The following is a 13,866-nucleotide window of genomic DNA, read 5'->3' on the forward strand; positions in this document are numbered from 1 at the left end:
TTTAAATATCTTCTGCTATTTTAATAGCTTTGGTTAAAGCCCCCAGTTTATTGTAAACTTCCTGTAATTCACTTTCTTGGTTTGATTTTGAAACCATTCCGGCACCGGCTTGCCAATTCAATTTATAGTCTTTACTTAAAAAGGTTCGAATCATGATGGCGTGATTAAAATTGCCATCAAAATCCATAAACCCAATGGCTCCGCCGTAATAGCCTCGGCTTGTTTTTTCATACTTTTCAATGAGCTGCATGGCCATATGTTTGGGCGCTCCGCTTAGCGTACCTGCGGGGAAGGTATCGGCCACCACTTGCATGGTTGAGGTGGTGTCGTGCTTATGCCCGGTAACTTTACTCACTAAATGGATAACGTGCGAGAAAAACTGAACCTCGCGATAAGTTTCCACATTCACTTGACTACCGTGTCGGCTTAAATCGTTTCTGGCCAAATCGACCAACATCACGTGCTCGGCATTCTCTTTGTCGTCGTTTTTTAATTGTTCGGCCAAAACGGCATCTTGGGCATCGTCGCCTGTGCGTTTAAACGTTCCTGCTATCGGGTGGATTTCTGCCAAACCATCAGAAACAATAAGTTGGGCTTCGGGCGAACTACCAAATATTTTAAAATCGCCGTAATCGAAATAAAATAAATACGGCGAAGGGTTGATGCTTCTTAAGGCACGGTAAACGTTGAAATCGTCACCCGTGAACTCTTGCGAAAAACGTCGAGAAAGCACTAATTGAAATACATCGCCACGTTGGCAATGTTTTCTGGCCAACTCTACGTTTTGTTTAAACTCTTCATCAGTTAAGTTCGAATTGATGTCGCCCTTTGTGTTAAAGTTGTACGAAGCGAAATTTTGTACGTTGATGAGTTTGTCTATCTCATGGATGTTGTTTTCGTTATCTTCGTAACAGTGCGCAAAAATATAAGCCTCATTTTTAAAGTGATTGATGGCTATGATGTTTTTATAAACTGCATAATACACATCGGGGATAATCACCGAATTGTCTTTTTTGCCGATTTCAATATCTTCAAAATACCTAACGGCATCGTAAGCGGTATAGCCAAAAATGCCGTTGTTAATGAATTTGAAATTCTCTTCGGTTTTAACATCAAATCGTTTGGTGAAATTGTAGATTTCGTCTACCACATTCACTTTATCTGTTATGTTTAAAGTGGTGGTACTGCCATCTGGGAAGGTTTGCGAAATCACTTCGTTTTCTACTTTAATCGATGCAATGGGGTTAAAGCAGATATATGAAAAGTTTTTGTGGTTGCGGTGGTAGTCGCCACTTTCCAAAAGAATACTATTCGGGTATTTGTCGCGTATTTTATAGTACACCGTTACGGGCGTAATGGTATCGGTTAAAATGCGTTTGTGGTGGGTATAAAGACTGTATTTTTCCATTTATTTTTAGTTTCTCTGAAATGATTTCAGAATAATAAAAAAAAGGCTTGTCGTGAATTGACAAGCCTTTTTTATATTTTGAGTTTTAAATATACTAGGTTTTTACTTCACGAATCGTTAGTTTCTAAAGCACCACCACCAAGCTGTATTTAAAATTATGTTCATGTTTTATTTTTTATGCCTCAAATATAAAAACGAAAAAATTATTACCCAAAATATTAAGGAGTTTTTTCGAATAAAAGAAATTGGTTTTTATGCGAAATTCCACCTTTAGGAAGCAGATGGGATTTGAGTTACACTATCTTAGTTTGCCCAATAACCTAATGAGTTCAAGTTGTTCATTAGTATCAAGGGAGGAGGTCGATTCCTTTTCGATAGTTTCAACAAAATCATCAATTTTGTTTAAGAAATCAAGCCCTTGTTGGGTGATGATAATGTCTATTTTTCGTTTGTTTAGCTCGTTTTTGCTTTTGGTAACATATTGCTTTTTAACCAGTTTGTCAACCAAACGAGTGGTGTTACTCATTTTATTGACCATGCGCTCCTGGATGGCAGCCAAAGTTACGGGGCGGCCTTTTTGCCCACGTAAAATACGAAGCACATTAAACTGCTGTATGGAAATATCGTGGGGCTTGAGTGCTTCGTTTAGTTTCCCGATTATCAATCCGTAAGTGAACAACAGGTTAATCACCACCTTTTTGTGCAAAGGCAAGTCGGAGTTTATTTTAAGGATTTGTTCTATGTTCATGTGTTGGTTGTTGCACCTAAAAATACTGAAATAATTTAGAAGTTTTTTGCGATGGATTGGCGTCAGAATTATTTTTAACATAAAATACTGTTAAAAAGCAGTATAGAGTTTAAGTATTATTTAATTTTATAAAGCTCAAATAAAGGAAACTAATTGCTTGGGTAATTGTAAAAATGAGTTCAAAAACATTACGAACGAATAAATATGAAATTAAAACTAGTATCCATAGCCATTTTATTCTTGCTGTTCAGCTGTAAAAATGAAAAAAAAGCTGAAACGCTGGCTGTCGATTCAACACAGCAGATTGAGGCCAAGCAGGAGAACGCTTCGCTGGATTTGGAAGTTTACGATTTTGCTGGTTTTGAAAAGTTTTTGAAAAAGAAAGATGGTAAAATTCATGTGATAAATTTTTGGGCCACTTGGTGCGCACCGTGCGTTAAGGAATTGCCTTATTTTGAAAAATTGTATGCCGATTATAAAGACAGGAGCGTAGAGGTGCTATTGGTAAGCTTGGATTTTCCGCATTTATACGATAAAAAGCTTAAGCCCTTCATAAAAAAACATCAACTGCAGAGTAAGGTTGTGGCGCTGGATGACCCTGATATGAATTCGTGGATTCCTAAAATAAGCGAAGCTTGGTCGGGCTCTATTCCTGCGACATTAATATATAAAAATGATACTCGTGAATTTTATGAGCAATCGTTTGACTATGATGAGTTAAAAGCAAAAATAAATCCATTTTTAAACCACTAATAATTACTAAAATGAAAAAGTTTACCCGATTACTTTCAGCAGCACTTGTTCTGGTGCTTGTTAGTGCATTTACCATTATCGATGGTTATAAGATAGGCGATATCGCCGAAGATTTCTCCCTAAAAAATATTGATGGTAATATGGTGTCGCTTTCAGATTATGAAGATGCCAAAGGCTATATTGTTACTTTTACCTGTAATACTTGCCCTTATGCAGTGATGTATGAAGACCGAATAATTGCGCTTAATAATAAATATGAAGAAAAAGGCTATCCGGTGATTGCTATTATGCCCAATAATGTGGCTGTAAAGCCTGGTGATAATTTAGATGCTATGAAAAAGCGAGCAGAGAGCAAAGGCTTTACCTTTCCTTATTTAATCGATGCCGAGCAAAGTGTGTACCCAAAATTTGGAGCCACAAAAACACCGCATATTTTTGTATTGCAAAAAACCGATGCCGGTAATGTGGTTAAATACATTGGAGCCATTGACGATAATTACAAAGACGAAACGGCGGTAACAACCAAATACGTTGAAGACGCTGTTGATGCTTTGTTAACGGGTGAAGATGTGCCGCAAAAAGAAACAAAAGCAATTGGTTGCACGATTAAGGTTTAGGATACGATTTTTAACTTTCAAAAAAAACAAAAAGCTCCGAAAATGACTTCGGAGCTTTTTTATGTAAATGTCCGTCTTGAAATAAATTGACCAAAAGGCGATTTCTTATGAAAGCTTTGAGTATGTCTCTAAACTTGTTTTACTGCTATGTTAGATGGAGCGCTTAACGATACATTGAAAGATTGTATGTTTTTACAAACACCATCTTTTATATTGAAAGGAAAAAAGTATTCAATTTTGGCCATATTTTATTTTTACTTATTAAATTGTCAAGGAACCCTTTTGATTGTGATGATTAAAGTGAATCTTTAATCGAATACGGCCAAAATACTTGCAAATCCAATATTAAGCCTTTTCAGTAAACTAATAATGATGTCATAGCAGAACATTTACAAACGAGTTTGATCAGAATTAAAATTAAGCAATAACTTGATTCACTTCATCCAAGCTATTTTCGTTGTCCATTAACACCACCAAGGTATCGTTGGCCTCAATCACTGTCGATCCTCCTGGCCTAACAAACTTATTGTTTCGTTTTATCATCACTATAAATGCCGATTTCGGAAAATGTATATCGATAATGCGCTTATTTACAGCTCTGCTTGTGGGCGATATGGTAATTTCCTCCATGGCTGTTTTGGGCAAATCCAGAATATAGCGATCGCTTTCAGAAAAGGGTTTTACCGCTTCGGGAAGGCCTACATTGAGCCATTTGGCGAAAATGGAAAGGGTGGTGCCTTGAATTAAAACCGAAGTCACCGAAATAAAAAATACAATATTAAAAATCATATCGGCCTTTTCAATCCCGGCCAAAAGAGGGTAAGTGGCAAACACGATGGGAACGGCGCCACGAAGCCCAACCCATGAAATATAAAGTCGACGTCTATTTTTCATTTTAAAAAACGCCATGCCCAAAAACACACTTACTGGGCGCGCCACAACGATTAAAAACAGGGATATGAGTAAACCAATGCCCATATATGGGATGATTCGCGTGGGGAATACCAATAAGCCTAAAGTAAGGAACAATACAATTTGCATGAGCCAAGCCAAGCCATCGAACATTTTTAAAATGGTCGATTTATGGATTAAATCTTGGTTGCCCAAATAAACGGCGCAAATGTAAATGGCAAGGAAACCGTTGCCACCGACAGAATCGGTTGCCGAAAATGTGATGAACATGAGCGCAATTACCAAAACGGGATACAACCCCTGAAAACCAAGTTTGATTTTATTGATGATTACCTTGCTTACTTTACCAAAAATAAATCCTGAAATACCGCCCAATATCATTTGTTGTAAAAACAGCGGGATTATCGATAGAAAACTTTGGTCTTGATTGACTACTAGGCTTAAAAAAGCAATGGTCAGTACATAAGCCATCGGGTCGTTACTACCGCTTTCTAATTCTAATGTGGGGCGCAAGTTGGTGCGTAAAGCTAAATTTTTGGAGCGTAAAATAGAGAATACGGCTGCAGCATCGGTAGATGACACAATTGAACCTAATAACATACTTTCGTAAATGGTGAAATCGGTAATCGACCAAACGAAAACGCCTAAACATGTGGCTGTGAGCAATACCCCAACCGTAGATAGCATGATACCCTCTTTTATAATGGGTTTTACCGAATTCCAATTAGTGTCCAATCCTCCCGAGAATAAAATAAAATTAAGGGAAACGATACCAATAAATTGTGCCAGTTTAGGATCGTCAAAACGAATGCCCACAATGCCTTCTGACCCTGCCAGCATGCCAATAGCTAAAAATAAAAGTAAGGTGGGGACGCCAAATTTATAGGATGTTTTGCCCACTATAATGCTCACAAAGAGTAATAGGGAACCAACAAGCAAAATGTTTTCAATTTCTAAGTTCATTTGTCATTTGTAAAAATCACTAGATAACAAATAAAATTATTTTATCCGTTTGGCTTGTGTGGTAAACGATAGACCCTGTTGACCCATAGTTGAATTCATAACGCCTTCAAACAAGGGCTCGGGGCAATTTTTCGGAATTTTCCATTCAAAAATAAAGTTGGAGCCCGTGCCACCGGCCACGTCCTTTTCATCAATAATAATATCGGTGGTTTCCATGGGAGCCAAAAAAATAGGGTGGTTAAAATAGTTTCTTACTGAAACACCGTGAGTGTCAAAGTATTCTGCTTTAAGTAAGTAAATAGTATCGGTGTCGCTGGTGTTGCGCAAGCTAACCATAGCGGTTAAATTATGGGTTTTGTGTTGCGATATACTGTAAATCTGCGAATAAATCGATAGGTACGATTTTCCGTATTCCAGAGAATCCTTTTCCTTAATTTCAATTTTCCGGTTGGCCCAATTTTCTGCGTGTATGGGGGCCGATGTCTTGGGTTGCTCGTTACAACTTAAAATAGAGTATATTATGAAGCTATAAATTAGTAGCGTTTGTTTCATGGCTGCGATGGTTTTTGGAATGCCGATTTACGTTTTAAAGGTAAAAAAACATTTTGGTTCAAACAGAGCAATGCCAGAAAGAAATATTACTCGATTAAAGCCGCTTCACAGTCTGTGAGGATATAATTGAAATGCTCCACGTCGTCCTTGTTGAGTTTTAATTTTCCTGTCACCGCGACGATGTCATCCGTGTTGAAATTTTGCTTTGATTTAAACTGAAGCTCAACAGCCGTTTCCGGTCCGCCAACGCCACAAAAAAAGCAGGAGGCCATGGGGCCTTTAGATAGTATGTATAATTTGTCTTCTGGAGATATGTTTAGAAAATAGCCCTTGATGGTTACCGTTTTGCCTTCCAGTGCTTTTACGTCTCCGGAGAACTCGGGATATAAAAATGTATCATCAAATTTTGGAAAATATTTTTCACCAAATTTTACCTTGGCTAAATCTTCCCAAGTGATGTTTTGTTGGCCAAAACAAACCGCGGTACATATAAAAAACAAAGTGATTAAAATGTTATGTTTCATGTGTTTCTTTTTTGACGTGTGGTTTAGTTTGGTTGGTTTTGCCCAAGGGTAATGCTATCGACTTTCTTGGCTTAATATGGTTGAAATATTCATTTTTAAAATGGGGTAAACGGCTAAAATAATAGAAAATGCTACCATGGCAAAAACTAATCCGGCAGTTTGTGTTATTTCGGTTAACCCCAAGGGTTGAATCATGTTTTGTTTATAACTAAAATTAGCAAACTTTAGTATAACATACAATGCTGTTTTTGTGAGGAATGCACCAAGTACAAATGCGGAAAAGGCAATAATGATGCCTTCATAAGCCACAATTTTTATAATTTGAAATGTACTGGCGCCATAGGTGCGTAGCAATGCCAAATCGAACGCCCGTTCTTTTACCATTTTATAAAGGTTAATGAAAATGGTTAGGGCAGAAATGAATAAAATAAGATAGGCTATCCAGTTAATGGTTTCAAAACCAATGCTTGTATATTGGAATAGCCTATCGAGTTCAAATTTTGGTAAAGCCGCTTGCAGGTTGCTTTGTTCGTTTATTTTTTTTGGAAAGGTTAAAAGTGCCATAGGGCTTCTAAACGATATTAATAGAGCCGTAACCTCTTTTTCTGCTTCATGCGCATGTTGTTCATGGTGATCGTGCTCGTGGTCGTGAATTTCATCGTTATGATTGTGTTCCTCTTCTCTATCATTTTTGTTTTGTTCATCTGAATGCTCATCCGGGCCATGGTCGTGAACATCCCAAACGGTTTCTAAATTACAGACAATTAATCGGTCTATAACCTTTGTCGTGGGTTTTAAAATGCCTACAACGGTCAGTTTTTCGTCGTGTACTTCCACGGTGTTTTCAATTAACCCGTGCGAGCTCGAAAATGTATCCCCTAAATTTAGGTTTAATTGGTTGGCTACGTCGCTGCCAAGCACCACTTCCATAGCGTTTTTGGGTTTTTGCCCTTGTGCGATTTCAGCTTTGTAAATGGCGTAAAACGCTGGGTTGGTGCCTACAATTCTAAAGCCTTTGTAGTTATCGCCATACGAAATGGGAACCACCGATTTAACCATCGGATTTTTTGCAATTTTTTTGGCCTCCTTAAACGGAATATTCCCAGTGGGATTGTCTAAATGTAATACGGAGGACAAAATGAGCTGCAACGGACTGCCTTTTGCGCCAACAACCACATCGATATTGCTCAGGTTGTTGTGCATTTGATGTTGAAACGAACTTTTTAATTGCTGAATGCCTAAAAGCAAAGTAATGCTCAAGGCCAGCGTGATGATGCTTAAAAACGTATAAAACGGTTTTGACTTAATGTTTTTTATGCTGATTTTCCAAATGTTCATAGGGTAATGGTGTTTTGGAATACGTGTTTGATTCTATGATCGTGGGTAATGACGATTAAATTGGCATTGTTTTTTTCGGCTTGTTCCTTTAAAAGGTTGATAACCATGTTGCAATTTTTGTCGTCTAAACTCGAAGTAGGCTCGTCGGCCAAAATAACTTTAGGTTGGTGTATTACTGCCATGGCTATACCCAAGCGTTGTAACTGGCCTTCGCTAATTTCATTTATGTTTTTGTGTTTGCAAGCCTTTAAGTTGAGTTGTTCCAATACCGTATCGACAGCTAACTCATCAATATGTTTATCACTGAAAAACAATCGGGTTTTTAGGTTTTCGTAAACACTTAACGAAGGAATGGCGTGTTTCTTTTGAAACACCAAACCGATGTGCTCACCACGAAATTTATCCATTTGGCTTCGCGTTAAGCTGTTCAAATCGGTATCGTGTATCGTGATTTTTCCACTATCGGGTTTTAAAATACCAGCCAAAAGATGTAGCAAGGTGGTTTTTCCAATTCCAGATTCACCGAGTATTAGGAGGCTGTCTTGTGCATCTAAATCAATTTCGGGAAAACGGAACAGGGTGTCACTGTTTTTATATTTGAATGAAAGCTCACTCGTGTGTATCATTTTGAGTGTAATTTGTTGATTCAATATTCGATTTTATAGCATGTTCTAAAATAAGAGGTTCGCTGCCCAGCCCAATGGTCAGCAATTTGCACCCGGTTATAGGAACACCATTAAAAGGTCTTATATGTATTTCCCCATCGGGTGTACGTTCAAAAAAAGTATAATTATTTGCTTTACCTATTTTAGTGCAGCCTTTTATCCTTAGAATGGTTTTGGGGAGTGCATTGCAAATTTTTACGATATGGTCCCGGCTAGGTAGGTTGGGCAAATCTATCGAGCAGGATGCCCAATGTGCTTTTTGGTGATTAAGCTGCTGCGGTGTGTTTTGTGAGGGGACGAGCTCGGGGAGCAGTTCAATATCCATATCTGCCATAGCCATTACCTTGGCTGTTGGATTTATTTTTCCAAGGGAGGCGATGACTTCTTTTTTACGGTTTAAATCTGTTTGTTCTAAGTGTGTTAAAACAATAAGCGACGATACTTGAATTTGGTTAGCTTCCAGTTCATTATGTTCGCCACGTTTTTGCCAATTTTGGGCATCGACTACAGAAACCTGGATAGGAGGTGAAAATCTATCGTTCAGTCCAACCCCAAGAAACTCCATTAGCGAACAGGCATCAGAGGTGCCGTTGGCTTCAATAAGTGTAATGCCGTTTTCCCGTTTCGGGATTCTATTAACCGTTTCCCGAAGTTCAACAATACCACTGCAACAAATACAACTTCCGCTTAAAGGTTTTATGGTATTGGTGTTAAGTTGCTCCCTAAAATGCTGTACGTCCATGTTAGCGTTCTCATAATCGTTCAGAATCACGTAAGGTTTCCAGCCTTTGTTGTTAAAGTGCTTGATCAAATACTTTAAAAGCGTCGTTTTTCCAGCGCCCAAAAAGCCTACTATGGTAATCAAAGCTTCCATTTTTTTGCGGAGTATTACAGTGTTTTATGCAAATTTACTATTTATTGGGTCTAAACGGTTTTATTATTGATTCATTGCATTTTAAAAAAGGGCCTTCCATGAGATCGATACAATACGGTATGGCAGGAAAAACGGCATCCAAACATTCTCTTATAGATTTGGGTTTTCCGGGAAGGTTTACAATTAAGCTCTTACCCCTAAGTCCTGCTGTTTGTCTTGATAAAATCGCTGTTGGAACGTATTTTAAAGATTCGGTTCTCATAAGCTCCCCGAAACCTGGCATCATTCGGTCGCAAACCGCCTCGGTGGCTTCTGGGGTAACATCGCGTTTTGCAGGGCCAGTTCCACCTGTGGTGATAACTAAGCAACAGTTTTCATTATCGACGAAATCGATAAGTGTGTTTTCTATAATTTTTTGCTCATCGGGAACTATTCTATAGACTTCATTCCATGAGGAAATTAAATATTCATTAAGCGTATTTATGATGGCTTTACCACTAATGTCTTCATAAATTCCCGCATTAGCTCTATCACTCACCGTTATAATGCCTATTTTGATAATATCCACTTTCTTTAATTTAAACGGGCCACTTGTCTTCCTGGGGAAGTAATTGGGCTTTCCATAATTTTACCTCGGTATCAGTAAGAAGACAATCATTTAATTGGCTAATCATTTTCTCTTTTTTCAAATGTATTCCAATAAAAACAAGTTCTATTTTTCGATCACCAAACATAGAATCCCAATTGGTTTCTATTTCGGATTGGTTTTCAATAAAAGCAGCATAATTGATACGTTCTGAAAACGGCATGGAAGCCCACCAAACCCCAGCATTATCGGCTTTGCAAGAACCGCCCGCCGAACTCCATAGAAGTGCTTGGTTCGGTCTGGACGATAGCCAAAACAAACCTTTGCTCCTAATGATGTTTTGCGGAAATTCTTGATTGAGATAGTCTAAAAAACGTTCTGAATGGAATGGTCTTTTGCTTCTAAAAACAAATGAGCTTATACCGTACTCTTCTGTTTCAGGCACGTGTTCGTTTTCTAATTCTTTTAACCATCCTGCCGAAGCTTCTGCTTTTGCATAATCGAACAGTCCAGTATTGATGACTTGTTTCAGATCTACTTTTGATTGATGGGCAGAAATTATTTTTGCTTCTGGATTTAACGAAGCGATAATAGCCTTGAGCTCTTCTAATTGATTTTGTGTAACTAAATCTTCTTTGTTAAGAATAATAACATTAGCAAATTCAATTTGGTCGGTAAGCAGGTTGACAATGGTTCTGTTGTCGCCTTCAATATCTGTAAGTTCTCTAGTGACAAGGTAGTCAGAACTAGAAAAATCTTTTAAAAAGTTAAAGGCATCAACAACGGTTACCATAGTGTCTATGTAACTAAAGCGGCTTAAGTCTATTGAGCCATCTTCACTTTCAAAAGTAAAGGTTTGGGCAACGGGAATGGGTTCGCTAATACCGGTACTTTCAATTAAAAGGTAATCGAATTTGTTTTGCATTGCCAGTTTTTCAACCTCTTCCATGAGGTCTTCCCTGAGCGTGCAGCAAATACACCCGTTAGACATTTCTACCAGTTTTTCTTCGGTCCTGGACAGGGTGTTTTCATTTTGTATAAACTGCGCATCAATATTAACCTCGCTCATATCGTTAACGATAACAGCAACTTTTAGGCCTTGTTTGTTGTGCAAAATATGGTTGAGTAAGGTGGTTTTTCCTGCTCCTAGAAACCCACTTAATACAGTAACGGGTAGTTTTTTCATTTTAGAAAGAAATATTTTTGAGAATAAAGACTGGAAATATGCTTTTAATTTAAGTGATGTTTTTCAATGCTTATCAAATCGGAATATATTGCCGTGAAGACATGATCTTGTTTGTCGTAAATTTTTCCGCGTATCTTAATTTGATAATCGAAATTTTTATCTATTTCGGATTGCAGTAGTTTGATTTTTCTATTCAGGTAATATGAAATAATTGAAAATTTAAGACTACTGCTATGCCATATAGTGTCTAAATGTGCTGTGTGTTTGTTAATATCGTTGTAAAAGCGGTTTAAAGCTTTAAAGTTTGAGAAATCTTGATTGCCCAATGCATCTAGAATAATTTGGTTATCGCTGGAGAGTACGAAATATATTTCTTCGATTTGATGCTTTTTTATCAATTTATGAATGTGCTTAATGGTTTTTCTATTATAAATAAAAGAGTTTCCTAGAGAGGTGTAGAAATAATTTTCTTTATGGAACCTGCTATTTATAATAGGCTCCAAGCAATCTGTAGGGCACAAAAGGAATAAACTTTTAGGCATTAATTTAAGATGTTATTTAGAGTAAGTAGAAAAGAGGCATATTGCTGTTCAGCTTTAATATGTTTTAGCACAAGGCATGTTTTTCCTTTACCTCGTTACCGTTTAAACCAGATTATTAGCATCAAAATTAAGCTGTGACCGCAAACTATAGGGGTGTTAATGTATTTGTTTATAGGTTTTTAAAGGCTTCCGTTTCTAAAATTGAAACCGATTTAAAATCATTTGTATTCTTGGTGTTAATAACATCAAAGTTTCTCACATCTACATAATCGTTAAATTCCTCACTAGTATTAATAATTACACCTCCAAGTAAAAATATTCTATCGCAAGTAAATTCGTTGATGCTCATTTTTACCAGTTGCTTTATTTGCTTATCGATTGCAACATAGGTAAAATCGGTAATAGCCTTTTTGGGGTTATCTGAATGAAGGATTTCGTGTTTAAAGGGCATAAGAGATTGTTCCAATTGTATTTGTTGGTAATCATAGTATACGCTTTGAGGAACATAAGTAGGTTCTTCGTTACTTTGTTTAAACCTTTCTAAGGCAAGCATTAATGCCCCACAGCTGTTGGTTAAACGAGATTGTCCAATTCTGCGCATCTTCCCTAATTCACCATTGTCAGTAATACCAATGTGCGGTCCATAAAATATGAAAGCATCTCCACCGTCTGGTATATGGTGCGAAAACGCTACCATGCCTGTAAAGCCAGAATAAGGCAGTCCTCCCAATCCTCCCATAGTAAATGGACGACTCAAAACCCTACGGAAATCGGTAGAAACATTCACGTCGTCTGAACAAACTGAGGTAGCAAACAACATTTTCTTTAAATCTGATTTATACTCCTTTTCAAGAAGGGATAAATAGCTTTCGGTTATTTCCGCTCCGGTTTTTGCGTTGGGATAGTGTTTTTTTACAGTGGCTTTTATTTTCATAATAAAAAGTTTTATGATTTTAACTATTAAATGTTTGGTGCTTTTAATTAAACGTTGACAAATTCGATGGTTGATTTTATCTAGGGAAGGAACAGCATAAACCTTTCTTACATTGACAATATTTTAAATTGTACAGGTGAAGCACCACAAGAGAAATAGCAGTTGCATACAGATAAAGTTTAGATAGATGAAGCCATTCTAGCCTCTCGTTAACAATCAAAACGAAAAGGAAGCTCCAACAAACCCACAAGCCTTTTTTTATAAATGGGCTTGTACTGTTTTTGGCAGAACGATAAATAGCAAAAAAAGAAATAATCAAGAAAACAAAATCGATGCCATACCACCATGTAGGAGCATTACTATGGCAACAAATGGCCGATGCCTGTGCTGTAAATAAAAAGGGAGTGGCCAAACAATGTACTAAACAAAGCGAACTGGCCAATGCTCCCCAAGTGTCAGATTTTTTTATTGAGATGCTCATTTACGACTTATTAATGCAACTTAGTTGCAAATATAATGATATTGCTTGTTATTACAATTGTGTTGTGTTAAATTTGTACTTATGGGAGTAATTAGAAAAACACAATCTATAGACTTGTTGCTTTCTGAGTTTAGCAGGAATTCTGCGGCTATTTCGGTAACAGATCTAACAAAGCGACTAGAGCCAAAAATTAATAAATCGACTATTTATCGCACTTTAGAAAGGCTTGAGGATGATGGGGTGCTGCATTCCTTTTTGGGAAAAAGTGGTATTAAATGGTATGCTCAATGCCATAGTTGCACAAAGGAAACACATGTAGATTCGCACCCGCACTTTCAATGCCTGGACTGTGGAAAGGTAGATTGTTTAAATATCAACGTGCAAATACCCAACATTGCAAACCGCGAGGTAGTGGCTTCTCAAGTTTTAATTCAGGGAAAGTGTGAGGATTGTACTAATTAACATTTAAATAGGATTAAGACAACATATACAAAGCAAAAGGTCGCCGGTAGTATCTCACCAAGTTTGTAAAGTTTAAATATCGAGGGTTATATCTCTCGATATTTTTTTGTTTAATTTTAAAATTTACACACTTATGAAGAAAGAAGATTTTCTAAACGACGATTTTTTAAAACAGTTCAAAACTGGACTTGCAATAAAAAGACACTATCCCGAGAAGTGTGTAAGTTATAAATCGAGGGTTTGGCTTGATTAAAGCCGGACCCTTTTTTCAAATATAGTCAAAAACTGGTTTAAAATAATGCCCCAGTTCCTAATGGGCAT

Annotated in this window: 17 protein-coding genes; 4 read left to right on the forward strand and 13 right to left on the reverse strand. The window is 37.3% G+C overall.

All coding sequences use genetic code 11. The features are described from left to right. Nucleotide 1: 1 nt before the first annotated feature. Together HC176_RS13090 and HC176_RS13095 are read right to left on the reverse strand one after the other, a co-directional pair. Nucleotides 2–1,408 (reverse strand): anthranilate synthase component I family protein, encoded by a 1,407-nt coding sequence (locus HC176_RS13090; protein ID WP_167919005.1) that lies wholly within the window; start codon nt 1,406–1,408, stop codon nt 2–4. Between the two features lie 298 nt (nt 1,409–1,706). Continuing rightward, nucleotides 1,707–2,156, reverse strand: a complete 450-nt coding sequence (locus HC176_RS13095) for a MarR family winged helix-turn-helix transcriptional regulator (protein WP_167919006.1) — start codon at nt 2,154–2,156, stop codon at nt 1,707–1,709. A 204-nt stretch (nt 2,157–2,360) separates the two neighbouring features. Here HC176_RS13095 and HC176_RS13100 point away from each other — a divergent pair, with 204 nt between their 5' ends. After that, nucleotides 2,361–2,909: a TlpA family protein disulfide reductase gene (locus HC176_RS13100; protein WP_167919008.1), complete on the forward strand. Its 549-nt coding sequence runs from the start codon at nt 2,361–2,363 to the stop codon at nt 2,907–2,909. Nucleotides 2,910–2,920: 11 nt separating this feature from the next. Beyond that, the gene (locus HC176_RS13105) at nt 2,921–3,526 is read left to right on the forward strand and encodes a thioredoxin family protein (RefSeq protein WP_167919010.1); all 606 of its coding nucleotides are present in this window, start codon (nt 2,921–2,923) and stop codon (nt 3,524–3,526) included. Nucleotides 3,527–3,943: 417 nt separating this feature from the next. Here HC176_RS13105 and HC176_RS13110 read toward each other — a convergent pair whose 3' ends face one another. The 11 genes from HC176_RS13110 to HC176_RS13160 all read right to left on the reverse strand — a co-directional run bounded on the left by HC176_RS13110 (nt 3,944) and on the right by HC176_RS13160 (nt 13,044). Then, nucleotides 3,944–5,401 (reverse strand): potassium/proton antiporter, encoded by a 1,458-nt coding sequence (locus HC176_RS13110; protein WP_167919012.1) that lies wholly within the window; start codon nt 5,399–5,401, stop codon nt 3,944–3,946. 36 nt (nt 5,402–5,437) lie between these two features. Further along, nucleotides 5,438–5,953 (reverse strand): DUF3124 domain-containing protein, encoded by a 516-nt coding sequence (locus HC176_RS13115; protein WP_167919014.1) that lies wholly within the window; start codon nt 5,951–5,953, stop codon nt 5,438–5,440. An 86-nt stretch (nt 5,954–6,039) separates the two neighbouring features. Further along, nucleotides 6,040–6,477, reverse strand: a complete 438-nt coding sequence (locus HC176_RS13120; RefSeq protein WP_167919016.1) for a hypothetical protein — start codon at nt 6,475–6,477, stop codon at nt 6,040–6,042. A 54-nt stretch (nt 6,478–6,531) separates the two neighbouring features. Beyond that, nucleotides 6,532–7,815 carry an ABC transporter permease gene (locus tag HC176_RS13125; protein ID WP_167919018.1) on the reverse strand — a complete coding sequence of 428 codons (1,284 nt, stop codon included), beginning with the start codon at nt 7,813–7,815 and terminating at the stop codon, nt 6,532–6,534. Then, a complete protein-coding gene (locus HC176_RS13130; protein WP_167919020.1) occupies nt 7,812–8,441 on the reverse strand; it encodes an ABC transporter ATP-binding protein in 630 nt (209 codons plus the stop codon). Before HC176_RS13130 ends, HC176_RS13125 begins: the two co-directional genes overlap by 4 nt. Further along, a complete protein-coding gene (locus tag HC176_RS13135; RefSeq protein ID WP_167919022.1) occupies nt 8,425–9,354 on the reverse strand; it encodes a GTP-binding protein in 930 nt (309 codons plus the stop codon). Before HC176_RS13135 ends, HC176_RS13130 begins: the two co-directional genes overlap by 17 nt. Nucleotides 9,355–9,391: 37 nt before the next feature. Continuing rightward, on the reverse strand, nt 9,392–9,922 hold the full coding sequence (mog, locus tag HC176_RS13140; protein ID WP_167919024.1) for a molybdopterin adenylyltransferase: 531 nt from the start codon (nt 9,920–9,922) through the stop codon (nt 9,392–9,394). A 10-nt stretch (nt 9,923–9,932) separates the two neighbouring features. Further along, nucleotides 9,933–11,126, reverse strand: a complete 1,194-nt coding sequence (locus HC176_RS13145; protein ID WP_167919026.1) for a GTP-binding protein — start codon at nt 11,124–11,126, stop codon at nt 9,933–9,935. Between the two features lie 44 nt (nt 11,127–11,170). After that, entirely contained in the window at nt 11,171–11,668 is a 498-nt protein-coding gene (locus HC176_RS13150; RefSeq protein ID WP_167919028.1) for a hypothetical protein, read from the reverse strand. 169 nt (nt 11,669–11,837) lie between these two features. Further along, nucleotides 11,838–12,602, reverse strand: a complete 765-nt coding sequence (locus HC176_RS13155; protein ID WP_167919030.1) for a hypothetical protein — start codon at nt 12,600–12,602, stop codon at nt 11,838–11,840. A gap of 76 nt (nt 12,603–12,678) precedes the next feature. Beyond that, a complete protein-coding gene (locus HC176_RS13160) occupies nt 12,679–13,044 on the reverse strand; it encodes a MerC domain-containing protein (RefSeq protein ID WP_245234896.1) in 366 nt (121 codons plus the stop codon). On the opposite strand from HC176_RS13160, the gene HC176_RS20010 reads away from it, so the two are divergent. Both HC176_RS20010 and HC176_RS13165 read left to right on the forward strand, forming a co-directional pair. Next, nucleotides 12,935–13,174, forward strand: a complete 240-nt coding sequence (locus HC176_RS20010) for a hypothetical protein (RefSeq protein WP_245234897.1) — start codon at nt 12,935–12,937, stop codon at nt 13,172–13,174. The two genes, HC176_RS13160 and HC176_RS20010, sit on opposite strands and share 110 nt — an antisense overlap. Further along, nucleotides 13,165–13,545, forward strand: a complete 381-nt coding sequence (locus tag HC176_RS13165) for a Fur family transcriptional regulator (protein ID WP_167919034.1) — start codon at nt 13,165–13,167, stop codon at nt 13,543–13,545. The genes HC176_RS20010 and HC176_RS13165 overlap by 10 nt, the downstream gene beginning before the upstream one ends. Nucleotides 13,546–13,866 lie beyond the last annotated feature (321 nt).

The organism is Tamlana crocina (genome assembly GCF_012037625.1).